The sequence below is a fragment of the Maridesulfovibrio sp. FT414 genome, assembly GCF_050916235.1.
GTDB lineage: Bacteria > Desulfobacterota > Desulfovibrionia > Desulfovibrionales > Desulfovibrionaceae > Maridesulfovibrio.
Genome location: NZ_CP104854.1, coordinates 2331485 through 2355678 on the forward strand (window position 1 = coordinate 2331485; position 24194 = coordinate 2355678).

Genomic DNA, 24194 nt, shown 5'->3' on the forward strand with positions numbered 1-24194 from the left:
CATCAACTTCAACCGGACGGCTAAACTCCCAGCTTGTCCGCAATGGTCTTGGCAGCGCGGCGTCCTGCGCCCATGGCCGAGATTACGGTTGCAGAACCGCCGGCGATGTCTCCGCCTGCGTATACGTTGGGGATCGATGTTTCGCCGGTTTCGGCGTTGGTTACGATGTAGCCCCATTTGTTGGTTTCAAGGCCGGGTGTGGCTTCGAGCAGAACGGGGTTGGCACCGGTTCCCACGGCGAGGATGACCATGTCCACTTCCAGTTCCCTGGTCTTGCCTTCCACAGCAACGGGACGGCGGCGTCCTGAATCGTCCGGTTCGCCCAGTTCCATTACCTGCAGGGTCATGGATTTCACATGGGAATTCTCGTCGCCGTTGATGGCGATGGGGGAGGTCAGCAGCTCGAGCTTTACGCCTTCTTCGATGGCGTGGTGCAGCTCTTCAAGGCGTGCGGGCATCTCTTCCTGTGTGCGGCGGTAGGTGATGTATACGTTTTCGGCACCGAGGCGCAGGGCGGTACGGGCTGCGTCCATGGCAACGTTGCCGCCGCCGATGACTGCTACGTTGCGGGCCCTGGGTGCGGGGGTGTCGTAGGTCGGAAAATCGTATGCACGGCCGAGGTTGATGCGGGTCAGGTATTCGTTGGAGGAATATACACCCACGAGGTTCTCACCGGGGATATTCAGGAACCATGGCAGTCCGGCACCGACACCGATGAAGATAGCATCGAAACCGTCATCAAGCAGGTCCTGAACGGTGACGGTCTTTCCGCCCACATAGTTGGGCAGGAAGGTCACGCCCTTGGACCAGAGCGCACCGACTTCACGGGCAACGATGGATTTGGGCAGGCGGAATTCGGGGATACCATAGATCAGTACGCCGCCGATTTCGTGCAGGGCCTCGAATACGGTTACGGGAACTCCGCGCGCGGCCAGATAGCCGGCAACAGTGAGGGATGAGGGGCCGGAACCGATGCAGGCCACCTTGAACTGCTCGTTGGGCAGACTGCAGGCGGTGTGGCCGGTGATCATTTCACAGGCGGAATCGCTGTCAAATGTGTCGGCGACAAATCTTTCCAGTCGTCCGATGGCCACAGGCTCGTATTTTTTGCCGAGAATGCAGGAGCCTTCGCACTGGTTTTCCTGCGGACAGACTCGGCCGCAGACAGCGGGCAGGGAGTTGGTTTCCTTGATCACCCGGTAAGCGGACGGAATATCCCCGTCAGCAAGGTGTTTGACAAAACTTTTGATGTCGATCTCAACAGGACAGCCTTTCTGGCAGAGCGGAGTCTTGCACTGAAGGCAGCGGGCAGCTTCGGCCATGGCTTGCTCCTTGGTGTAGCCTAGGGCCACTTCAAGGAAGTTCTTGTTGCGCACATCAGCCGGCTGTTCCGGCATGGGGGTACGGGTGGGGGTGAAATTCTGTTTATTAACCATGATCCCTCCTGAACAGGTCCATGGAGATGTTTTCCTGCTCTTTGTATTGGGCGAGGCGCATTCTCAGTTCGTTGAAATCGACTTTGTGTCCGTCGAATTCAGGGCCGTCCACACAGGCGAACTTGGTTTCGCCGCCGATGTTGCAGCGGCAGGCTCCGCACATGCCCACGCCGTCAACCATGATCGAGTTCAGGCTGACCGTGGTTTTCACTCCGAAAGGTTTGGTGACCTTGGATACGGCTTCCATCATGGGAACGGGGCCGATGGCAACAACTTCGGAGACATCCTTGTCTTTTTCAAGGCGTTCGCGCAGGACATCGGTAACAAAACCCTTGTGCCCGGTACTTCCGTCGTCGGTGGCAATGAGGAGTTCAGGGCAGAATCCGCCCAGTTCGTCACAGAAGAGGAGCAGGTCTTTGCTGCGTGCTCCGACAATGGCGACAACATGGTTTCCGGCCATGTGGTGGCCCTTGGCAATATGATGCATGGCAGCGATTCCGGTTCCGCCGCCGACACAGATAACAGTGCCGGACTTTTCAATGTGTGTGGGCTTGCCCAGCGGACCGCATACATCAAGGATGGTGTCGCCTTCATTAAGGGTTTCAAGCAGGGCGGAACTTTTACCTACGACAAGGTAGACGATGGTGATGGTTCCTGCTTCCCGGTCAGTGTCAGCGATAGTGAGGGGAACTCTTTCGCCCTTGTCGTGGATGCGCAGAATGACGAAATTGCCCGGTTTGGCCTTTGCGGCGATTTGAGGACAGTCGATGACCAGCATGCTTGTCTGGCCGGGGATAAGTGCCTTTTTCGTAAGAATTTTGTTGCTCATAATCTCCTACACTGCTTAAGTTTATGGGGAAGTTAATTCTTTGGCCACCGGAAAGCAAGACCAAGTCTTCCGCACTTGCCAAACCTGCCGAGGAGTATTATATTTAACACAACTTAGCAGATCTTTATTTTCATCAGCTTCCACGGACGGAAGCCGAAGATCCCACGTATCCTTCAGGGAAGATTGCGAAAAAATCGCAGATACGGCGGATTGCCAGAAATGGCAGTCGGCCTTTTTTTGTGCGTGGGAAACGGTGTTTCCAACGGGGTAAGTAATGAAAATAGCGGCGCAGGGTGTCAGCCAGTACGCAGAAAACATGAAGATGTGGTCCGGACAGACTGAAAAGGAAGTCGAAAAAATGACCGCGCGGGTGACCACGCGCAGTTTCGGCTTCCGTATTGGCAAGCTGGGTGTCAACTTCACTGCAAAGGACCTCGAATTTGAGCCGGGCGAAGCCGAAAAGGCCTCGCAGAAGTTCCGATCACAAACCTATCCTCGAACCCAGAGCGAAGAGCGTCACGTCCAGAACGTATATCAGCAGCTGGCATTGACGCAAGCAACTCTTTCGGAGGACTCCGCCACGTACAATCCCGGGAGCTCCGGCTACATGCGGACAAGGGCGATTAACGCCTATTCGCAGCAGGCCGCAGCCCTTGACTATGCGCTTCCGGGCAGCGCGCTGGGCAAAGTCTGATTCCAAAGAACATTCAGAAATAGTCTGCCAAAGCAGTAGTTTAATTTTGCACTGGCTTTTGTCTTGTCGGTCCATATTAACATATGGAATTTATTGACAGCCAATTTCTGAAGCAGTGTAGTGTAGTGCAAATTTGTAAAACATCTTTCTTTTGACGTAATATAATTTGATGGGTCAATCAATCGTTTTTGTAATAAAAATGACACAAAATACAGTGCGGTGAAAGTATCTGTATGTTTTGTAACATGTTTTACATAACCTAAGCGTGACAGTTATGGTTGTTTTAGATGGATTACTGTCGGATTGCTTGCTGTTTTGAGAGGATGGCAAGTTTTTCATTAAGTCGGTTCTGTTGGTGATTGGTGCGGGAATATCTGATAGGATCACAATATGCGGTTGCCCGTACGGTTTGGCTTGTCTGGGTTGCAATTCCGTATTAGACAGTTTCCTGCAAATACCGTAATAAGGAACCCCTTTCGCCTTTTTCAGAGGCATACATCTAAATAGTTGAGATAACCTAAGCCGACGGCCGGGAAAGGCCGCCGACATTTTTTAATATGGCAAAACTAGAAAAAATAAGAAATTTCAGCATCATTGCGCACATCGACCACGGCAAGTCCACTCTTGCTGACCGTATTCTTGAACTTACCGGGCTTGTTTCCGAGCGCGAGAAAAAGGATCAGTATCTGGACAAGATGGAACTTGAGCAGGAGCGTGGTATCACCATCAAGGCCCAGACTGTACGCATTCCGTACAAGGCCAAGGATGGCAGGGAATACATCCTGAACCTCATCGATACTCCGGGTCACGTTGACTTCAGCTATGAGGTTTCGCGCAGTCTGGCCGCGTCCGAAGGAGCTCTGCTGGTGGTGGACTCCACTCAGGGTGTCGAGGCACAGACTCTGGCCAACGTATTTCTCGCTCTTGACCACGATCTTGAAATCGTGCCGGTGCTCAACAAGGTTGATCTGCCCAGTGCCGACTGTGAGCGCGTTGCGCAGGAGATCGAAGAGGTCATCGGTCTGGAGTGCGCCGACCCACTGATGATCAGCGCCAAGACAGGGCTTAATGTCGATCAGGTTCTCGAATCTATCGTAAAGGACCTGCCGCCGCCGGATGGCGATCCCGAAGCGCCGCTCAAGGCCCTCATCTTTGACTCCTGGTACGATTCATATCAGGGCGTCGTGGTTCTGTTCCGTATTCTGGACGGAACCATCAGGAAAGGCGACAGGATTCAGATCTATTCTACAAAGCGCACTTTCGACGTGACCACGCTTGGTGTATACACCCCCGAGCCTCAGAAGGTTAATTCCCTCGGCGCCGGTGAAGTAGGGTTCCTCTGCGCCAGCATGAAAGAGCTCAACGACGCACCTGTAGGTGATACTGTTACCCTGGCAGCCAACCCGGTTTCAGATCCTTTCCCCGGATTTCAGGAAGTGAAGCCCATGGTTTTCTGCGGTCTTTACCCCATTGAGCCCGCGGAATACGAGCCGCTCAAAATCGCACTGGAAAAACTCCAACTGAACGATACAGCCTTTTCTTTTGAGCCTGAAACCTCAACCGCGCTCGGATTCGGCTTCCGTTGCGGTTTCCTCGGGCTGCTGCACATGGAGATCGTTCAGGAGCGTCTCGAAAGGGAGTTTCAGGCCAAGCTGATTGCCACTGCGCCCTCTGTTGTCTATCAGGCCAAGTTGAATAACGGGAATGTCCTTGAGATTGACAACCCCAGCAAGATGCCGGACGCCGGAGACCTTGAGTCGCTGGCTGAACCTTACTGCCGCCTTGAAATTCACGTGCCAAACGATTACGTTGGTGCGGTTCTGAAGCTTTGTGAGGAAAAACGCGGCATTCAGAAGGACATGCGTTACCTGACTTCCTCAAGGGTTATCATTACCTATGAGGTGCCTTTCGCTGAAATCATGTACGATTTCTTCGACAAGCTGAAATCCCACACCAAGGGTTACGCGTCCCTTGATTATGAAATTATTGATTACCGCGAGTCCAACCTGGTCAAGCTGGATATCCTGATCAATACCGAGCCGGTGGATGCTTTTTCCGCCATTGTCCATAAGGATTCGGCCTATCCTTTCGGTAGGTCGCTGGCTCTCAAACTTAAGAGAGCCATCCCGCGCCAGATGTTTGAAATCGTCATCCAGGCCGCCATCGGCCGCAAGATCATCGCCAAGGAAAGGGTTGCCCCGTTCCGCAAGAACGTTACTGCCAAATGTTACGGCGGCGATATTACCCGTAAGCGCAAGCTTCTGGAAAAGCAGAAGGAAGGTAAGAAGCGCATGAAGAAAATGGGTAACGTGGAGATTCCGCAGGAAGCTTTCATGGCGGTTTTAAAAGCTGGCGAAGATTAAATAAAAATGCTACTCCCAGCGAAAATTACGCAGGTGGAGATAAGGACATTATTATGAATCCCAGATGGCAGAGTACTGTCAAAGAATACATCGAAGCGTTGTTTATCGCGCTTTTGCTGGCCCTGGTAATCAGGACTTTCATTGTACAGGCCTTTAAAATCCCTTCCGGTTCCATGCTGCAGACGCTGCAGATCGGGGATCATCTGCTGGTGAGCAAGTTTTCCTACGGGGTGAAGATTCCTTTCACTGGAAAGGTTATCGTTCCCGTCGGTGATCCGGAGTACAAGGACATCATCGTTTTCAAGTATCCAGGTGATCCCAGCAAGGATTACATCAAAAGGGTCATCGGTGTGCCCGGAGATACCGTTGAGATCAAGAACAAGAAGGTTTTCGTGAATGGCAGGGAGCTCGTCGAGCCCTACGTTCAGTATACTGACAATGCCCACGTTTCAACCCTGCGCGACAATATGCCCGCGCGCACAATTCCCGAAGGCGAATACTTCGTCATGGGGGACAACCGCGACGGATCCAATGATTCCCGGTTCTGGGGCAACGTGCCCCGCGAGAATATCTTAGGAAAGGCGTGGATAATCTATTGGTCCTGGGGTGGTCCCAAGACCGTACGCTGGGAGCGCATTGGAGACTTCATCCATTAGCTCGGCAGGTTGAAATCTGGTTATTAAGAAAGCCCCGGTACATTTGTGCCGGGGCTTTAGTTTTTTTTTCGGGCTTTGAGATTAAAATGAGCCGTCCAGAGTATCGATAATTGATCCGGGAGAAACCGCTTTGACCAGCCTGGTCAGGATTGATCGGTTGATGCGGTCTATCTCAATCCCGCTTTCAGCTGCAGTGATCAAAGCTTTGCGGATATCCGACTGCACCCTGGTGATGCGGGTTGAGTATTCACGATCAAGTGTGAAGGAAACAAGGTCGTCCACTGTGCTGGTAATATATTTACGTGTTGTGCGCAGATTTCTGAGCTTGAAATGGTACATCATATTGTTGATTTGAAATAGCCCGCCATACTGCTTGTGGGATTGCTGTCTGATCGATTTGGAATACTGATATTTTTCAACTTCTCCGTATGAAAAATCGTCATGCGTGCCCCAGTCGAAGCAGTTTATATAGAGCCTTTTGCGGCCCATCAGGTCAATGCGGACACTGTAGTCCCCGTCTTCTGCCCCGTAAGAGCCGTAATCCTCGTTCCAGTATCCGGACTCTTTAAAAGAAAAATAATCCATCATGAAGATTCCACCGGGGTGGGATCCGTTGCGGTCAGCCCGGTCAAGCAGGTCATCGCCATACATGGTATGGATTTTTCTGTAGCTGTCGTGACCGAAAAAAATCGGATAGGATAGCACGCTGATGTCCTTGTGCTTTTCGCTCAGCGCGCACATTTCCTTGAGCCATCCGTCTTTGGAAAAGAATATGTCATTGTCCAGCCGCAGGTAATATGGAGCGGTAAACTGTGACCATACGTGGTTGACGGCTACAGCCGGTCCCATGTTTTTGGTGAATCTGTAGGCGTAGTGGATCAATCCCTTATCGCGAAGTTCACAGAGAACATCCCATGTATCGTCAGTGCTGGCGTTGTCTACCACACACAGGGTGAAGTCACATCCGGCGTGTTTCCATATGGATTCAATTGTTCTGCGGGTGTGGCTGCTTCGGTTGTAAGCCGTTACGGCAATGCATACTTCTCCGTTTGGAAGGAAACGCGACATGAAGGACTCCCTGAGAATATATCTGGTAGTTGCTGGATATAACTTAATTAAAATTAATATATCTTGATCCGGTGTTAGCGTTGATGAAAAAAAATGGCAAGATGAGTTCAGGGGATTGTTTGCGTTGATATTAAGTTGTCTCAGATTTTCCGTTAGTGCATAGTAATAGTATTACGTGCACTGTTTTGAGAGCTGGCGAGGTGGAAGATGGCAAGGATTGAATGGCATGACGGTCTGAAAATCGGGGTAGAGGAAATAGATAATCAGCACAAGGAATTGATCAGAATCGTCAACGAGGTTCTCGATAAGAGTAAGAGCGGAAAGGAGGATGCTGCATTGGATGCGTTGTTTGGGCAGTTGCGGGAGTATGCTGTATACCATTTCAATTCCGAAGAGAAATACATGGAGCAGATTGAGTATCCGTACCTTGCTGAACAAAAGCGGGCTCATAAGGAGCTTAAGGGTAAGGTCAAGCAACTGCAGTCAGCGAGATTTCATAAGGAACACGTCAGCTGGGAAGAAGCAAAGGATCTGCTTGCACGCTGGTTGATAGAGCATCTTTTACATGAGGATTTTAAGATCGGGCAGTTCGTCAAATCCGGGGGTGGAAAGGGCTGGAAGGGGTAGTATTAAAGTTCTTTCGCAATGGCAGCCGGGCAGCCCTATTTATATGTACTCCGGCTCCTGTTTCCTTGCCATGACTCAAGAAACCCTATATCAGTTGTTCGTTTATTTCATTCATAAGTAATTCAAGGGTAAGCGGACTGATTATGATTGCCAAGGTTTCCTGTGCTGCCCTCATGGGCATTGATGCATTTAAAGTTGATCTGGAAGTTGATCTCACCCGGCAGGGAATGCCGGCGTTTACCATGGTAGGGCTGGCTGAGGGTGCGGTTAAGGAAAGCAAGGAACGCGTGTTTTCCGCACTCAAGAACAGCGGATTTCGTCTGCCGCCCTCACGTATTACTGTCAACCTTGCCCCGGCGGATATTCGCAAGGCCGGCTCCGCCTATGACCTGCCTTTGGCTGTGGCTCTGCTTGGGGCGGCTGGCATTATTGATTCGGCTGCTCTTGAAGGCTGGTATCTGGCTGGCGAATTGTCCCTTTCAGGCGGAGTCAAGCCGGTTCATGGGGTCCTTCCGTTAGCCATAGAGGCCAGACGCAAGGGAGCAAAGGGGCTCATTGTCTGCCCTGAGAATGTCAATGAAGCTGCCGTGGTCGAGGGACTGGATGTTTACGGGGTAGCAACTCTGGCCGAGCTGGTGTCGTTTCTTGTCGGTGACAGCTCGATAACTCCTTCAAGAGTTGATACATCAATGCTTTGGGAGGGCAGGCGGAATTTTTCCACGGATTTTGCTGAGGTGAAAGGTCAGGAACACGCCAAGCGGGCTATTGAGATCGGGGCTGCAGGCAACCACAATATTCTTTTCATTGGTCCTCCGGGAAGCGGTAAGACCATGCTGGCCCAGCGGATTCCCACAGTTCTGCCCCCGCTGCTTTTTGAAGAAGCGCTGGAAGTTACCAAGATTTACAGCGTATCCGGGCAGTTGGACCGGGACCGGTCGCTGGTGGTAACCCGTCCGTTTAGGGCTCCCCATCACACAATTTCAGACGCAGGGCTTATCGGCGGCGGGGCATACCCCAAACCCGGAGAGGTTTCCCTGGCACACAGAGGCGTTCTTTTTCTTGATGAACTTCCCGAGTTCAAGAAGAACGTGCTTGAAGTGTTGCGGCAGCCTCTGGAAGGCGGCGAAGTGACCATTTCCCGTGCGGCGATGTCTCTTTCCTATCCTGCCGACTTCATGCTGGTAGCGGCCATGAATCCCTGTCCCTGCGGCTATTATACCGATGACCGCCATGTCTGCTCCTGTTCCCCTCAGGCGGTTGCCCGCTATTCTTCCCGTCTGTCCGGGCCGCTGCTGGACCGCATCGACCTGCAGATTGAAGTCCCGGCTGTTGACTACAAGGACTTGCGGGAGTCCAAGGGGCTGGATTCAGCCACTATGCGGTCCAATATCGAACGGGTGCGCGATATTCAGGCTGAGAGGTACAAGGGAATGCCGATTCTAACCAACAGCGAATTGTCCGGGTCCTCACTGGAAAAGTTCTGTCGCCTGACCGATTCCGAACATACCTTCCTTGAGCAGGCCGTTCACAGCCTTGGACTTTCCGCGCGGGCCTATACCAGAATTTTGCGTATTGCCCGGACCATTGCCGACCTTTCGGAATCAGCAAATATTCAGGTTCACCACCTTGCTGAGGCGATCAATTACCGCAGCATGGACCGACAGGGAGTGTAACTCTGGTTTTGTAACCTGATTGACGTTGTCTGTCGTGTGAACGATGTTATTGTTCCGAACATGAAATCAAGTAATTCTCGTGCCGTCGTGTCAAGCGTGCCCGGCTCAGCATTCCTGCCATCCGTTATCGGAGTAGTTGTGGGGCTTTCCCTTTATCTGTCCATCGGCTGGTGGGGATTTCTGTTGATATTTCCATATGTGGGCGGATGTGTTTCTCTTGGTGTCAGCGTCAGCCGACGTTTTGAGGGGAAGCGGAAGGATCTCGGACGGCGTCTGGCCATCCTTGCTGTGTCGCCGGTTTTCCTGATTTTTCTGGGGCTGATGCAGAGAGAGAATCTGCAGCTGGAAGAGACGGTTTTCTATTACGCATTCTTTTTGAGCACCGGGGTATTTACCCGCGTACTTATCCACTATGCCGTGGCCAAAGTTGTCGGCCCCCTGATCTGGGGCCGCGGTTTTTGTGGGTGGGCCTGCTGGACTGCCGCGCTGCTGGAGTGGCTGCCGGTTCACGAAAACAGACCTGTGAGTTACCGGTGGACCCATATGCGCTGGCCGGCTTTGTTTTTATCGTTGGCGATTCCGATCCTTTGTCTTGCATCAGGTTATGACTACCGCTCACTGCACATTGATCCTGAACATGGCAAGAGTGGACAGCTTTTGTGGTTTATGGTCGGTAATGGAGTTTATTACGCCTGTGCTGTTTCCCTTGCATTTATCTTCAGGAAAAAGCGGGCCTTCTGCCGTATTCTATGTCTCATGAAGCCCGGGACTTCGCTGGCAAGGATTAGAAAAAAGCCTACCGGAAGGGAGTGCGTGGGCTGCGGGCAGTGCAATGAAAACTGCCCCATGGATGTGGATGTTATGGCAGCGGTCATGCGCGGAGAGCCCGTGTCATCTACTGAGTGCATTCTCTGCGGGCAGTGTGCCAGTGTGTGCCCGGTAGGAGCGGTTGATTAGTTTGCGCAGGTGTAATATTACCTACCTAGTTGGTTGCTAGCAGAAGGGGGGGGAAATGAAATCTGTTATGAACGCCGCAGTTGAGCAGCAGACTCTCTGGGATCAGGTTTTTACGGAATCTGAGGCCTACTTTGGAGAGGGGCCCAGCCTGTTTGCTGAAAAAGCTCTTGCGCTTTTTCGGGAAAAGGGTGTGCGTTCAGTCCTTGAGCCCGGATGCGGTCAGGGCAGGGACACCTTTCTTTTTGCCGAGGACGGCATCAGGGTTACGGCTCTGGATTATTCCCGTGCTGCCGTTGATGATATAAAAGACAGGGCCTGTTCCTGTGAGCTCACTCCTTACATTGATCCCCGTTGCTTTGATGTGCGACGGTGCATGCCTTTTGAAGATTCCAGTTTTGATGCCTGCTATTCGCACATGCTTCTCTGCATGGAGCTGACCTTCTGCGAAATTTCCTGCCTGATCAGTGAAATGCACCGGGTTTTAAAGCCCGGAGGTCTGGCCGTTTATTCCGTGCGCAGTATTTTTGATCGACATTACCGGGCCGGCGAGCATCTAGGTGAGGATCTTTTCCAGATCGGGCAGTTTGCGGTCCATTTTTTCAGTGAGGAAAAGATCAGAGGGCTGGCCAGCGGGTTCAGAATCCACAGTATAGAGCGTATGGAGGAAGGTGCATTGCCCCGCGATCTGTACTGCATTGTCATGGAAAAGACATCCAACCGTTTTGGGCCGACTTTTGCCTCCATCGGAGCCCGGCATACCCCGCTTGGAAAGAACCGGGCATCAGCTCCGTCTGCGTGCCCCGGCGCAACGTGATAGTTCTTCTCCTGCTTCAGGTGAAGCGGATATGAAATAGAAAAGCCTCCGGATGAATATCCGGAGGCTTTTTTGCTCTGGCACGCAGTGGGAATGCAGAAATCGTTACAGCAGTTCTTTCATGTTGGGCACTATGGCCGGGACTTCCTTTTTGTAGTCCATGTATTCCTTGCCGAAAACTTCTTCAAGTCTGGCTTCTTCTTCCGGGATGTACTGCAGGAATTTATAGTAGGCCACAAAGCTCATACCGAAAAGGAGCCATGCCTGCGATGCGATTGCACTGCCCGGAAAGATGAAAGATATCCATGCAAAATACAATGGGTTTCTTACTATTGCAAAAGTCCCTGATTTCTCAAGACGTTCTTCAGCCACTGCTTTTTTCATGGCGGTCCCGGAAATGAAAAGAAAGGCCAGTCCGAGGCCCAAAAGGATACCGCCGAGGATATTGAAAACGGCACTGGGCAGGAAGGTCATTAAGAAAATTCTGGGGAAGATAAGTGATATTACCAGAGCTGCCACGCCGAAGATTATGGTTGGTTTGAAAATTTTGGGGCCGACGCCGTACAGATCCATCTTCCTGTCTTCCATGTTTTCCTCCCGCTATTTATCCGGTTCAGTTCCAGTTGTTTCAGTCAGTTGCAGTTATGAATACTTGCATATCATTGAATACTATTCCTGATGCTGTCAACGAAAACCGTTTTGCGGGAAACTGCTCCTCCGAACCTTTTCATGGGCTTAATTCGGCCTGCGGTTACTGTTGCGGCGTGGCTGTTCTGGTTTCCAGTTCACGCCACAGAGCGGAGAACGACAATGCTGCATCTGATTTGGGATCAAACACATGCAGAGGCGTGCGCTCTATTCCCATGCGTTCAACATTGGCTCTGGCGGGGATGGAATTGTCGCAGAATTTTCCGGGAAACTGCTTTTTGCTCTGAAGTATCAGCATGCGGTGACCGCTCTTGCGACGGTCCACCATGTTGAAGAATGGAATGAGCTGAGCGGATGTTTCGGGCAGGGTCTTCAGGTATTCGTCCACCTTAAGAAATGTCTGCTGCGATAGAATTGCCGGAATCAGCGGCATGAGGATGAAATGGGTCGCAGAGAATACCGCGTCTGAAAGGTTGGAAATGCTTGGCGGGCAGTCGAATATGAAGACGTCATACTCGTCCCGGAGAGACTCCATGATTTTATTCATTTTTTTGCGGGCTTTTTTGCTCTCGTCGAGTATCAGGTCCATGTTGCGGTACTCGAATCCGGCCGGGATAATTGACAGGTTGCTGTATGGCGTAGGCTCAATAAGTTCTTTGATCAGCTTTTTGTCTTTGACGATCTTTTTGAGTCTGGTTTCCTGCAGCGGGTCCACGCCGAGGTGAAATGTTGCCGCGCCCTGCGGGTCAAGATCCCAGAGAAGGGTCCTGTTACCGCTGGCTGCACTCAGGTAGGCGAGGTTGACTGCTGTTGTTGTCTTCCCGACTCCACCTTTCATGTTGTAGCATGCAAGTATTTTCATAATTGGCACCGGTTGGATGTGTTTGAGGCAGATGTTTGTCTAATAGTATATATCCACTCCATCTTTAGCTGTTTAATGTTACGGTTGTGTTGCAGAGTTGTGTTACGGTGAATAAAAAAGCGGTCTGCCTTAACAGACCGCTTTTGGTGCGTGTTCCTGATATGAAAATTACTTGGCCGGTACGTTGGGGTCGGGCAGAAACTTAATTTCCATTTCCTGCTTGAGCCCTTCCATGAATTCGAAGAATTCCCGCTTCTGATGCGGACTGTAACGCAGGAGCAGCACTCCCTTGAAACGGTCGGCGATGGTGAACAGCGCAAGGTTGTCGACCGCTTCCATGAGAAAGCGGAACATGGCGATATCCGCAGGGGCTATCTGAATGTAAATACGGCTGGACTGCTCCGGGGCAGGCGGCAGCGGGCGCGGACGTGGTGTTCTTTTTTTTCGACTCATTTCTTTTGTGCCTCCGGCGTCCAGAGGGGAAGGGGGGGCTCCCCTTCTCCTCTCCCCAAAACGCGCCTTAATAGGGTCTAGGCGGTTTGATGAAATGGAGGACGGTATTCCGGGAAGTTTATGGTTAATCGGTTAGTGAAATATTGGAAACGGGGCTTTCCTCCAAGAGGATAAACCCCGCTAAAAGCAATCAGGTTTATTAAATCAAAGTTACTCGCAGCTACGATGACTGTGGCCTTAAATTATGATTTGTAAATGGCTACAGTGAATCCCTACTTAAGTGAATGCTCTAAACGGATAGGGATTCCAAAGGGCCATTAGCCGTTAGGCGAGAAGCTCCGCTTCGAGTCTTACGGATATGGAGAGCAGAGATGACTTGCTCCTTTGGCCGCCGGAGACGAAATCGGATTGCCTAAAAGCGCATAGCGCATCAAAGCCAGCCTCGTAGAGCCGTTTTACATGATCTTGTAGCCGTCTTCGGTGATGAGCACCATGTATTCCCAGCGGATGCCGCCCCAGTCGGGGTAGTAGAGGCCAGGCTCGACGGTGATGACCATGCCTGGTTTGAGTTCTCCCTTGGCAATAGGGCTTACACTTGGCATTTCGTGTGTTTCAAGGCCGATGCCGTGTCCGAGGGAATGGGTGAAGTATTCTGCAACGCCGTATTTTTCGAAGACAGCACGGGCTGTGTGGTAGGCGTGCTGTATGGGCAGTCCGGGACGCAGGGTCTTTATGGCCGCCATCTGGGCTTCCTGAACCTGATCGCGCACGGTAAGGAACCGGTCGGACGGTTTATCTCCAACCCAGAAGGTGCGGGTCTGGTCGGAGCAGTAGTCTCCGAGTCTTCCACCCATGTCTATGAGGACGAGATCTCCTTCCCGCAGCTTGTTATTGCCGGGAATGGCGTGGGGCAGGGCGGCATTGGGGCCGACGCCGACGATGGTGGAAAAGGAAAGCTCGGAAGCTCCGTTGTTGCGGAAAAGCTGTTCAACTTCCCATGATATTTCGTATTCGGTCACGCCTTCCTGCAGCTTGGGCTCAAGAAGTTCGTAAACCTTGTGGTTGAGTGCGCAGGATTCTTCCATCAGCCTGATTTCGGTTTCATCCTTGATCAGCCTGAGGTCTTCCACCAGTCCTGAAATCTGCCGAAGTTCGCACAGTTCGCTCAGTTGTTCATGCTCGAAAATATTGATCGATTTTGGGTCATAGGCAAGATGCCTGATTCCGTTGGATTTGAAAAATCCGCTAAGGGCATCGAATTTGCGTCCGGAATAGATGAAGATGTCCTCTTCACTCCATACCCGGCGGGCGGCGTCGAGGTAGCGTGGGTCGGTGAGCAGGAAATCGCGACCTTCGGGGGTTATGATCAGCCAGCCGGCGCTTTCGTTGCACTGTGGGTCATGAAGCTCGAATCCGCTGAGGTAGTACCTGTTGGCCGCAGAGTTGATCAGCAGAGCGGGATATCCGCGGTCTTTGAGGCGTCTGCGTACATTCTCCCGTCTCTGTTCGTAGGTGGCGCTGGAAATTGTCATGAGTGTATTTAAATCCTGTATGTGGTTTCAGGCTGACCGTTAACCATCCTTTCAGCCCATTCAACACCCTGCATTACGGAGTGATCCATGTTTGAAACCTCGTATTTCCAGCCACCGAAACGGCCTCTGGAATAGATATGCATGGACTCAAGCGCAGGCTGTAAAATCTTTAACGCTTCATCGCGTTGCAGGCAAGGGATGGGATAGCCGTAATCCACATTTATGGACCAGCGGGAGACGATATCCTTGCGGTCGGATTCCTCCAGCATGGTGGTGTTGACCAGGCCGTCTTCAACCTGCTGTACCACCTCGGATTCATTGACCTCCTTGTCGGTTGAATAGGAAACTTCGCACATCAGGGCCCTCCCGGTTCCGGGAATCGGGGTATTGTTGGGGGAGTAGTTGTGGAAGTTGGTGACCCGGTAGAACGGGCTGTTGTCTTCAGGGAAATACATCCAGCAGCGGGAATCGGGCTTTGAAGTGGCAAGGCCGATTCCTGTGACGATCACTCCGTTGTGTTTGAGTGCGGCCGCGGCGTTGACCAGCCTCTCGTCGGCTCTCTTCAGCCAGCGGGAGGTCAGGATGTCTACGGGGCCGGTGTTCAGCAGCCTGTCGTATTCAAAGGAGTTGCCGTTTGAGTCGGCGATTTTCTTTTGCTGCTGGTCGATGGAGATGATTTCGGTGTTGTATCTGATGTGCTGCTTCAGGGTGTCGGCCAGCCTGCGGTAGATGGTTCCAGTGCCGCCTTTGAGCGGAAAGCGGAATTTGTTGTTCGGGCCCCAGGACAGCTGGTCACGTTCAAGCAGTATGTTCTTGAGCACAGAACGCAGGTCTATGACACTGACTCGTTCACCGATCCATGAAAAGGACATTTTCTCAGGATAGGTAGCCCAGACCTTGTAGTTGTAGGGAAGCATGAAGTGGCGAGCGATGCCTTCCCCGAAGATCTTTTGAATCCATTCTTCGAAGTTTCGGGGTGGCTCCTCCGGCCTTTCTCCGGGAAGCAGGCCCCGGACGCATTCCCAGCGTTCCTGATTGGGCAGGTATCTTATGTTGTTCTGGAACGGGTAGGGCACCCAGTTCCCGCAGGCGCGAACCCATGATTCACGCAGATGCTCGATGTACTCGTCCTTGAGCAGCTCATCCAGCAGCCGGTCATAATATTCATAGTGTGAAAAAGCCACGTGCCCGCCGATGTCCCAGGTGAAACCTTTTTCATCGGTGAAGCTTGAGGCCAGCCCTCCGGCCCAGGAATTTTTTTCCAGCACAACGAACGATTTTTCCCCCAGTTCGCTCAGCCTTCTGGCCGCTCCGAGACCGGTCGGACCCGCGCCGATTATGGCATATCTGGTTTTCATGGGGTCTACTCCATCTTGTGATTATTGTTTGTTTCACAAGATAAGCAAGGGGCATGCCAGTGACTTGGAGCTGTAAAACAGTGCGCATAACAACACTGTAACTGACCTTTCTCTTCGCCGTAACAGGTTCGTAACCAAGTTCGGATAGACACTGTCTCAGCGAAACAAAACGGACACGGTGAATCTGCGTCTGCAATTAAAATCCATTTTTGGAGGAAATCATGAAAAAGATTATCGCTCTTGCTGCCGTTCTGGTAATGGCATTTACAGGTTCCGCATTTGCCGGCACCATTCAGGTTAAGGGTTCCACCACTGTTCTGCCTCTCATGCAGAAAGCTGCTGAAGCTTTCATGAAAGCAAATCCCAACGTATCCATCTCCATTTCCGGCGGCGGTTCTTCCAACGGAGCTAAAGCTCTGATTGACGGCACCACCGACATCGCCATGATGTCCCGTGACATGAAATCCGCAGAAGCTCAGAAAGCTACTGATAATGGCCGCGCACCTGAGCAGTTCATCGTCGCTCTCGACTGCATCGTTCCCGTTGTAAACCCTGCCAACCCCGTCAGCGCCCTGACCAAGGAACAGCTGCTTGGCATCTACACCGGCAAAATCACCAACTGGAAAGAGCTTGGCGGTGAAGACGCACAGATCGTTGTTATTTCTCGTGACACCTCTTCCGGTACCTATGATTGCTGGAAAGACAAAATCATGCACGCAGACGGCAACAAGAACCGTGTATTCGCAGGTGCTCTGCTTCAGGCTTCCAACGGTGCTGTTGCTCAGGCTGTTGCCAAGAACAAAAAGTCCATCGGTTATGTAGGCCTTGCTTACCTGAACAAGGAGATCAAGGGTGTTTCCGTTGACGGTATCTCCGCTTCCGTAGCTACCGCTAAAGACGGTTCCTACCCCATCGCTCGCGGTCTGAACCTCTACACTCCCGGCAAGCCCGCTGGCGAAGTAAAGGCTCTGATCGATTTCATGATGAGCCCCGCCGGCCAGAATCTTGCTGCCGACACCGGCTTCATCCCCGTAAAATAGTCTGCGGTTAACCTGCTGACCGGGTCCGAATTCGAATACTCCGGGGGGCCGAGGCTCCCCGGAGATTTTACGCCCGAACGGGCTGGAAGATTGAACAACACTTTTTATTATCAGAGGAAAATATCGTGATTACGTCCCGTAACATCTGTCTGCTTTTAATCTTACTCGCAGTTGTCAGCGGAGTTTATGGATACAAGCTCGGAACAAGGACTGAAGCCGAACAGATTTTCATCTCTTCCGTCGAGAAGGTGGAGCAGAGGGGAGACTATTCCATGAGTGCCGTCGGTGCGCTCAAGAAAGTCATGATGCTTTCCACTCATGAAATTGCTGAAGGCACAGATGCTTCGGCTTTGACCGAGGCTGAGAAAGAGCTGCGGATAAAGGAGTTTAATTCGGAACTTAACCGGATTTATACCACCGTCCGCACTGATGCCGCGGTCATGGGCAACAACAAGGGGGACCAGGAAACCTTTCAGCTTATCCGCTCCAGCGCTGAGCATATGGTCTCCTCCAGATCCACAGGATGGTATATCTTTGCGTCAGTTCTTGGCGTTATCGGCTGTGCAGTCCTGACTCTTTCTTCCCTTAATCTGAGTCGACGCACCACTGAACGCATAATCCACTCTTTCTTTCTGGTTACGGCGTTCACCTCTGTGCTGGTGCTTTTCCTGATCATGGTATTTCTTTTCGTTGAAGGACTTCCGGTCTTCAAATCCGTGTCCTTCACCGATTTTATCTTCGGGTTTGAGTGGTATCCCACTGAGGAACCCCCGGCCCTTGGAATCTGGCCGCTTATTGTCGGCTCCGGGGCGGTTACCCTGCTTTCTTCACTCATCGCCATTCCTCTGGGGGTGATGACAGCGATATATCTTGCCGAGATCGCATCTCCGAGGGTGCGCAGCATTGTAAAGCCTGCTGTTGAGATGCTTGCGGCCCTTCCCTCTGTTGTCATCGGCTTCTTCGGCATGGTCGTGGTGGCGCCTTTCCTCCAGAATACTCTGGACATTGCGGTAGGGCTGAACCTCTTCAATGCCTCGGTGATGCTTGCCTTCATGGCGGTTCCGACAATTACCAGTATTTCCGAGGACGCACTCTATTCAGTTCCATCGGAGCTTAAGGAGGCGTCTCTGGCTCTCGGCGCGACCCATTGGCAGTCCATATACAAGGTAATGGTTCCTGCGTCTCTGTCCGGAATTTCAACCGGGGTTATTCTCGGAATGGCCCGTTCCATAGGGGAGACAATGGTTGTTCTGATGGTTGCCGGTGGGGCCGGGCTGCTGCCGACTTCGATCTTTGATCCTGTCCGCCCCATGCCCGCATCAATCGCAGCCGAGATGGGGGAAGCCCCGTTTCACAGCGAACATTATTATGCACTTTTCGCCATAGGCATGGTGCTTTTCCTTTTCACCATGGCTTTCAACCTCGTGGCTGACTACGTATCCCATAAGTATAAACAGGTCGGCTCTGCCACACTTTAGGAAGACTGACTGGACCACAACAACGGGGAAATGATTATGAACAACTCCGCTGAAACTATAGAGCAAGTAAATTCAATGATTGATAAGACTGACCAGGTCGCCGAGACCATGCTTGAACCGGGACACGGCAATTATTCTACCAGGGAGAAGATTGAAAAAGTCATCTTCATGCTTTTCAAGGGTGCAGCAGCACTCAACGGCATTGCCCTGCTGATTATCTGCGGCTTTGTTCTCTACTACGGACTGCCTGCCATGAGTTGGGAATTCCTTACCGAAGCCCCGCGTAACTCAATGACCGAGGGCGGAATTTTTCCCTGTATTGTGGGAACAATCGTGCTCAGTTACGGTGCTCTGTTCATCGCGCTGCCCTGGGGTGTTGCCACGGCTATATATCTGAACGAATATGCCACTTCGCCAAGGCTGGTGCGCATCATCCGTCTGGGGATCAATAACCTTGCCGGGGTTCCGTCGGTTGTCTTCGGGCTGTTCGGACTTTCTCTTTTCGTTACCGTTATGGGTATGGGCGTGAGCATCATGGCCGGGGTCTGCACCCTCGGAGCGCTGGCGCTGCCGCTGGTCATCGGAGCATCCGAGGAAGCTCTCAAGTCGGTACCCCAGACCTATCGTGAAGCTTCTCTCGGTCTTGGAGCCACCAAATGGCAGACCATTTACAAGGTCGTGCTTCCTGCTGCACTTCCCGGTATGCTCACCGGTTCCATTCTTACTCTTTCCAGAGCGGCAGGGGAAACCGCAGCAATCATGTTTACTGCAGCAGTCTTCTTTACCCCTGATATGCCCCAGTCAATTTTTGACGACGTAATGGCTCTTCCATATCACATCTACGTTCTTGCCACTGCCGGGACTGAAATTGAAAAGACCCGTCACATCCAGTACGGGACTTCGCTGGTACTCATTTCCCTTGTGCTCGGCATGAACATGGTTGCCATTTACATCCGCGCCAAAATGCAGAAACGGGCCGGGCGATAAAAATTTCCATCCTCACCCTCTTGACCGTGCTTGAAACGGCCTACCTCAAAATGGGGCAGGCCGTTTCTATTTCATGTGGAGATGTGAAGCAGGCGGGTTCGTTTTAATGGGTGCCGGAGTTGTCGATATGGATACAATTGCGCCCGGCCTTTTTGCTGCGGTAGGCAAGCTCATCTGCCCTGCTGATCGCTGAGCATGTGTCTTCTCCGGGGCTGAGCATGGTTCCACCCAAAGAAACGGTAACCGAAATGCGCCCGCTGCCGGTTTCAAACCAGGAAAGTTCAACCAGTCGGCGGAGGCGCTCTGCGAGAACGGCAAGGCCTTTTCTGTCAATATCGGGAACAAATATTACAAATTCCTCGCCACCCCAGCGGCTGGCGATGTCAGAGGGACGCAGTGCTGCTGATAACGTCTTTGCGACCATACTCAGGACTTTGTCGCCAGCGCTGTGGCCCCATCTGTCGTTGATCTTTTTGAAATAATCTATGTCTACAAAAAGGATGCCCAGTGTTGTGTTGCTGTTCCCCACTGACTCCTGGAAATGTCTGGCCGCAAGATCCAGGCAGCGCCGGTTTGCCACTCCCGTCAGCGGGTCGGTCATGGCTTCCTTGCGCAGAATTTCAAGCTGGTGGGCCATATCCTTCTTTTCGTTTATGGCAGTGAACAGCTCTGCAGCTCCGATTATATTTCCGAAATCGTCATTCAGCGGGAAGGATTTGACTCTGATGGGGACTCTGTGTCCGAGCTTGTGGTGCATGAAAACATCTGCGCTCCGACATTCTCCGTCATGCATTGTAGCCTCCATAGGGCAACCATGGACGCAAAGGTCTACGCCGTTCTCATCCACATGCCTGAGCAGGTTGTCTTTGCAGCTTGTAGCGATTACTTCCGCTGCAGTGTATCCGGTCAGTTTCTCCGCTCCCCGATTCCAATATGTAATGATTCTGTCTTTATTTATGTAATAAATGCCGTCAGATATCGAGTCAAAAATCATTTCGTAAAATTGGTCATTCATGGAACACCCACAAGTTGAGGTCTCTCTCGCAATGAAAGAAAATTGTATTTAACGATAATGATTCTGCTTAAAATTAGTCAAGTCGTAATATTCGGCACCATATTTCGTCTCGTTCTACTCCCGATTGCAGCTCAATAATAGGGCATTGCCGTTACTCACTCCGTCATCCATCAAACGGCGTAATCCTCTGTGTCTTTTGTTATAAAAACAACAGAGCAGTAAGGGGGCAGCGGGACGGGATGAATGAAGGACCTACCGGGAAATCAAAAAGGTGAAGGCTCTTCCGGGCTGAACCATGCAGGTGGTTCCGGAAGTGCGTCAGGCCTTGCGCAGCCCTGCCAGATGTTCAGCTCCTTCATGGTCTTCTCTATTTCGTTGAGGACGGACCTTTTTTTCTGGACCCACTCCGGGGCGATCAGTTCTCCGGGCACAGCGTCGGCTTTAAGGCGGTGGATAACAATGTCAGGCCGCAGTATGGAAACAGCCTTGACCAGCATGTCGATGTATTCGTCCTGTCCGATGGGGGAATAACCGCCGTTTTCGTATAACTTGTGGAGTGGGGTGCCGTGACCGACAAAAAGGTTGTGGAATTTGATGCCCCGAATGGGCAGTTCATTAAGGAAGTGGACTGATTCGAGGAATTTTTCCTCTCCCTCGCCCGGAAGTCCTGCAATTACGTGGGCACAAACAGATATGCCATGTTTATGGGCGAGCTTGACGGCATCCGCAAAACAGCGCGAGTCGTGCCCTCGGTTGATGCGCTCCAGTGTCCGGTCATTTGAGCTTTGCAGGCCTAGATCCAGCCATGTTTCACACAGGCCGAGGCCTTTGATCAGCTTAAGCTTTTCCGCATCAAGGCAGTCCGGGCGCGTGCCGATGCAGAGTCCGGCAAGCCCTTCAAGCCCGTCAAGCTGCTTGAGGGCGCATTTGAGTTCTTCTATGGTACAGTAGGTGTTCGAATAGGATTGCAGATAGGCAAGGTAGAGCTTGGCATCATAGAGTTTGGAGAGCTTTTCCCGCCAGTGGGTCCACTGCTCGGGTATGGACATTGACAGGGCATGGAGTCCTGAGCCGGAACCCTGCGGGCTGCAGAATATGCATCCGCTGCGGGAAAGACTCCCGTCCCTGTTGGGACAGGTGAATCCGAAGTCGAGGGGGATTTTCTGGACACGTTCTCCGAAAGTCTGCCTGAGTCGGGCGGCAAGGCCGTAAAATCGATACATGAAATTACCTATATACAAATGTTGGCGCGGAATTTATCCCGAACTGGGTTTATTGTGTTCTTTCAGGTGGCTATTCCGATCATGGTTGTTGTAGGGGGATGACTCGGAGACGCAACCACGGAGCTGTCAGGTGAAATATATTATAAATATTGAGTACATATTTAATGTTCCGTCAGGGTACAGGCGGCTTCGGGACCAGATTCTCCGGGTAACGGGCTAAGTAGTGTAATGTGTTGCCTGTGGTTGTTTCTTCTGCTAGTTAACACCTAGTAATTTCTTTTGATAGACAGGCTTTCGTCTATGAGCGGCCCGTTTTTTTCAGAATCACATTTTTTTGGAGTGCCCGGTTTAATATGGCTTCAATTTTTGACAAGATACTCGGTTCGTTTTCCAGTGACCTTGCAATCGACCTCGGTACGGCCAACACCCTGGTCTATGTTAAAGGTAAAGGTGTTATGCTCAGTGAGCCCTCTGTGGTCGCAGTGAAGAGGGATGTCAACGGGGGCAGCAAGGTTTTGGCTGTCGGGCTGGAAGCCAAGAGGATGCTTGGCCGTACTCCCGGCAACATTGTTGCGATCAGGCCCATGAAAGACGGTGTTATCGCCGACTTTGAAGTGACTGAAGCCATGTTGCGCCATTTCATTTCAAAAGTCCACAACAGCCGCCGGCTGGTCCGTCCACGGATCATGATCTGCGTGCCTACCGGCATCACCCAGGTTGAAAAAAGGGCGGTCAAGGAAAGTGCACAGAGCGCAGGAGCCCGTGAGGTTTACCTCATTGAGGAGCCCATGGCAGCTGCAATCGGTGCGAACCTGCCCATTACCGAGCCTACCTCCAACATGGTAGTAGACATCGGCGGCGGTACTTCCGAGATCGCGGTTATCTCCCTGTCCGGTATCGTCTATGCCCGTTCCGTCCGGGTTGGCGGCGACAAGATGGATGAAGCCATCATGCAGCATGTTAAGCGCAAGTATTCCATGCTCATTGGGGAATCCACTGCCGAATCCATCAAGATCAAGATCGGTTCCGCCTTCCCGCTGGAAGAGGAGCTGGAGATGGAAGTAAAGGGACGCGACCTCGTCACCGGTATCCCCCAGAACATCCTCATTACTTCCGAGGAGATAAGAAAAGCAATTTCCGAGCAGGTGGATTCCATTGTTCAGGGCGTGCGTGTAGCGCTTGAACAGACTCCTCCTGAACTTGCAGCCGATATTGTCGACCGGGGCATAGTGCTTACCGGCGGCGGTGCGCTTCTCAAGGGTCTGGATCAGCTCCTGAGCCAGGAGACCCACCTGCCTATCACGGTAGTGGACAGGCCTCTTGATGCGGTTGTTATCGGCTCCGGTAGAGCTTTAGATGAAATAAACATCTATAAAGACGTAACTATTGATTAACTCCGCATGCCGCGGAGGAATCGAGTGCACCGGTTACGGCTGAGGGCATAGTTTTTGGCGGACTTCGGTCTGGAAAAAGCTATGTCCTCAGAAACCGGTTCAAAGGGGGCGGGGATTGGTTGATGTCCCTGTTGCCCTTTTTTTTGTCTTGAGGGTTATAGCTAATTTATTTCCCGCGCCGGTTATATGTCCGGCCCCCTACCACCTTCCGAGGGTACACTGTGAAGCTGAAGCGTGCCGCTATAGCCGTCATTATCGGCCTGTTTGTCTATCTGAGCCTGTATTCATGGAACCTGAAGTCCGGGCAGCTTGACCGTATGTCCGGTTTTACCGGCCTGGAAGTGGTCAAGTGGGTGCTCTGGCCCGGCGAGTGGGTTCATGATCAGGCGGTTTCGTTCTGGGACAGGTATATTTATCTGGTCGGGTTGCGTGAGTTCAACGATGAACTCAGTTCCCAGAACAGTCTGATGCGCCTTGAAATTATGAAACTCCGTGAAAAGGCTGCAGAAGCCGACCGTTTTCAGGCCCTGCTGAACATGAGTCCCGTCGAGGACTGGACCACGATGGGCGCCCGGATAATTGCCCACCGCATGGGGCCTTCTGCCGCATTGGACTCGGTCATCCTGGCCAAGGGGACGTCCTCGGGAATCGGTGCGGATACTCCTGTCCTTACTCCGAACGGAGTTATGGGGCGTATTGTTGCCCCCGGACTGAGCGCATCCCGGGCCATGCTGGTGACTGACCGCAACAGCCGCATCTCCGTACGCGGACAGCTCAACCGCTCTGCCGGGCTGCTTATCGGTAACGGCGATGGCGAGCCTTTGAGTGTCAAGTACATGAAGCTGAACGCTCCTGTGGACGAAGGCGAAATTCTGGTTACTTCCGGCCTTGCCGGTCTTTTCCCTCCCGGACTTCCCGTGGCCAGGGTTGTTTCGGTGGAGCGATCCGACATTTCTCTTTTTCTGACTGTTGAAGCTGTCCCGCTGGTGGATATGGAAAACACGGAAGAGGTTCTGCTGCTGCAAAGGCTCCCGCAGTCCAATTCCACTGCTCCCGGCAACTCCACTGCAGTTCAGGGAGGCTAGGC

General features: G+C 52.1%; 22 protein-coding genes. 12 read left to right on the top strand and 10 right to left on the bottom strand.

The window, feature by feature from the left end; genetic code table 11:
• Positions 1-20: 20 nt before the first annotated feature.
• Both gltA and N7E73_RS10330 read right to left on the bottom strand, forming a co-directional pair.
• Positions 21-1436: an NADPH-dependent glutamate synthase gene (gene gltA / locus N7E73_RS10325; RefSeq protein ID WP_432734606.1), complete on the bottom strand. Its 1416-nt coding sequence runs from the start codon at positions 1434-1436 to the stop codon at positions 21-23.
• On the bottom strand, positions 1429-2265 hold the full coding sequence (locus N7E73_RS10330; protein ID WP_432734607.1) for a sulfide/dihydroorotate dehydrogenase-like FAD/NAD-binding protein: 837 nt from the start codon (positions 2263-2265) through the stop codon (positions 1429-1431). The genes gltA and N7E73_RS10330 overlap by 8 nt, the downstream gene beginning before the upstream one ends.
• Before the next feature lie 274 nt (positions 2266-2539).
• Between N7E73_RS10330 and N7E73_RS10335 the strand changes: the two genes are divergently transcribed.
• The 3 genes from N7E73_RS10335 to lepB all read left to right on the top strand — a co-directional run bounded on the left by N7E73_RS10335 (position 2540) and on the right by lepB (position 5978).
• A complete protein-coding gene (locus tag N7E73_RS10335; protein ID WP_432734608.1) occupies positions 2540-2959 on the top strand; it encodes a hypothetical protein in 420 nt (139 codons plus the stop codon).
• A gap of 557 nt (positions 2960-3516) precedes the next feature.
• The gene (gene lepA / locus N7E73_RS10340; protein ID WP_432734609.1) at positions 3517-5322 is read left to right on the top strand and encodes a translation elongation factor 4; all 1806 of its coding nucleotides are present in this window, start codon (positions 3517-3519) and stop codon (positions 5320-5322) included.
• A 53-nt stretch (positions 5323-5375) separates the two neighbouring features.
• Positions 5376-5978, top strand: a complete 603-nt coding sequence (lepB, locus tag N7E73_RS10345) for a signal peptidase I (protein ID WP_432734610.1) — start codon at positions 5376-5378, stop codon at positions 5976-5978.
• An 81-nt stretch (positions 5979-6059) separates the two neighbouring features.
• On the opposite strand, the gene N7E73_RS10350 is transcribed toward lepB, so the two are convergent.
• On the bottom strand, positions 6060-7046 hold the full coding sequence (locus N7E73_RS10350; protein WP_432734611.1) for a glycosyltransferase family 2 protein: 987 nt from the start codon (positions 7044-7046) through the stop codon (positions 6060-6062).
• Positions 7047-7253: 207 nt separating this feature from the next.
• Between N7E73_RS10350 and N7E73_RS10355 the strand changes: the two genes are divergently transcribed.
• The 4 genes from N7E73_RS10355 to N7E73_RS10370 all read left to right on the top strand — a co-directional run bounded on the left by N7E73_RS10355 (position 7254) and on the right by N7E73_RS10370 (position 11117).
• Positions 7254-7673: a bacteriohemerythrin gene (locus N7E73_RS10355; RefSeq protein ID WP_432734613.1), complete on the top strand. Its 420-nt coding sequence runs from the start codon at positions 7254-7256 to the stop codon at positions 7671-7673.
• A 143-nt stretch (positions 7674-7816) separates the two neighbouring features.
• Positions 7817-9346 carry a YifB family Mg chelatase-like AAA ATPase gene (locus tag N7E73_RS10360; protein ID WP_432734615.1) on the top strand — a complete coding sequence of 510 codons (1530 nt, stop codon included), beginning with the start codon at positions 7817-7819 and terminating at the stop codon, positions 9344-9346.
• A 138-nt stretch (positions 9347-9484) separates the two neighbouring features.
• Positions 9485-10303: a 4Fe-4S binding protein gene (locus tag N7E73_RS10365; RefSeq protein ID WP_432734616.1), complete on the top strand. Its 819-nt coding sequence runs from the start codon at positions 9485-9487 to the stop codon at positions 10301-10303.
• Positions 10304-10358: 55 nt separating this feature from the next.
• Positions 10359-11117, top strand: a complete 759-nt coding sequence (locus N7E73_RS10370) for a class I SAM-dependent methyltransferase (protein WP_432734617.1) — start codon at positions 10359-10361, stop codon at positions 11115-11117.
• A 105-nt stretch (positions 11118-11222) separates the two neighbouring features.
• Here N7E73_RS10370 and N7E73_RS10375 read toward each other — a convergent pair whose 3' ends face one another.
• From N7E73_RS10375 to N7E73_RS10395, 5 genes are all read right to left on the bottom strand, one after another.
• A complete protein-coding gene (locus N7E73_RS10375) occupies positions 11223-11705 on the bottom strand; it encodes a methyltransferase family protein (RefSeq protein ID WP_432734618.1) in 483 nt (160 codons plus the stop codon).
• 163 nt (positions 11706-11868) lie between these two features.
• Complete coding sequence (locus tag N7E73_RS10380) at positions 11869-12627, bottom strand: ParA family protein (RefSeq protein ID WP_432734619.1); 759 nt, start codon at positions 12625-12627, stop codon at positions 11869-11871.
• A gap of 168 nt (positions 12628-12795) precedes the next feature.
• On the bottom strand, positions 12796-13080 hold the full coding sequence (locus tag N7E73_RS10385) for a DUF4911 domain-containing protein (protein WP_432734620.1): 285 nt from the start codon (positions 13078-13080) through the stop codon (positions 12796-12798).
• Positions 13081-13535: 455 nt separating this feature from the next.
• Positions 13536-14612, bottom strand: coding sequence for a M24 family metallopeptidase (locus tag N7E73_RS10390; RefSeq protein ID WP_432734621.1), 1077 nt, complete (start codon positions 14610-14612; stop codon positions 13536-13538).
• Between the two features lie 8 nt (positions 14613-14620).
• Positions 14621-15970, bottom strand: coding sequence for a protoporphyrinogen/coproporphyrinogen oxidase (locus N7E73_RS10395; RefSeq protein ID WP_432734622.1), 1350 nt, complete (start codon positions 15968-15970; stop codon positions 14621-14623).
• A 221-nt stretch (positions 15971-16191) separates the two neighbouring features.
• On the opposite strand from N7E73_RS10395, the gene N7E73_RS10400 reads away from it, so the two are divergent.
• The 3 genes from N7E73_RS10400 (at position 16192) to pstA (ending at position 19475) form a co-directional block, all read left to right on the top strand.
• Positions 16192-17010 carry a PstS family phosphate ABC transporter substrate-binding protein gene (locus N7E73_RS10400; protein WP_432734623.1) on the top strand — a complete coding sequence of 273 codons (819 nt, stop codon included), beginning with the start codon at positions 16192-16194 and terminating at the stop codon, positions 17008-17010.
• 590 nt (positions 17011-17600) lie between these two features.
• Positions 17601-18488 (top strand): phosphate ABC transporter permease subunit PstC, encoded by an 888-nt coding sequence (gene pstC / locus N7E73_RS10405; protein ID WP_432738860.1) that lies wholly within the window; start codon positions 17601-17603, stop codon positions 18486-18488.
• 75 nt (positions 18489-18563) lie between these two features.
• Positions 18564-19475, top strand: coding sequence for a phosphate ABC transporter permease PstA (gene pstA / locus N7E73_RS10410; protein WP_432734624.1), 912 nt, complete (start codon positions 18564-18566; stop codon positions 19473-19475).
• Between the two features lie 103 nt (positions 19476-19578).
• On the opposite strand, the gene N7E73_RS10415 is transcribed toward pstA, so the two are convergent.
• The gene (locus N7E73_RS10415) at positions 19579-20490 is read right to left on the bottom strand and encodes a diguanylate cyclase (protein WP_432734625.1); all 912 of its coding nucleotides are present in this window, start codon (positions 20488-20490) and stop codon (positions 19579-19581) included.
• Positions 20491-20753: 263 nt separating this feature from the next.
• The gene (locus N7E73_RS10420; RefSeq protein WP_432734626.1) at positions 20754-21713 is read right to left on the bottom strand and encodes a TIGR01212 family radical SAM protein; all 960 of its coding nucleotides are present in this window, start codon (positions 21711-21713) and stop codon (positions 20754-20756) included.
• Between the two features lie 353 nt (positions 21714-22066).
• On the opposite strand from N7E73_RS10420, the gene N7E73_RS10425 reads away from it, so the two are divergent.
• Together N7E73_RS10425 and mreC are read left to right on the top strand one after the other, a co-directional pair.
• Positions 22067-23107: a rod shape-determining protein gene (locus N7E73_RS10425; RefSeq protein ID WP_432734627.1), complete on the top strand. Its 1041-nt coding sequence runs from the start codon at positions 22067-22069 to the stop codon at positions 23105-23107.
• A 221-nt stretch (positions 23108-23328) separates the two neighbouring features.
• Positions 23329-24192, top strand: a complete 864-nt coding sequence (gene mreC, locus N7E73_RS10430) for a rod shape-determining protein MreC (protein ID WP_432734628.1) — start codon at positions 23329-23331, stop codon at positions 24190-24192.
• The last annotated feature ends 2 nt before the right edge of the window (positions 24193-24194 follow it).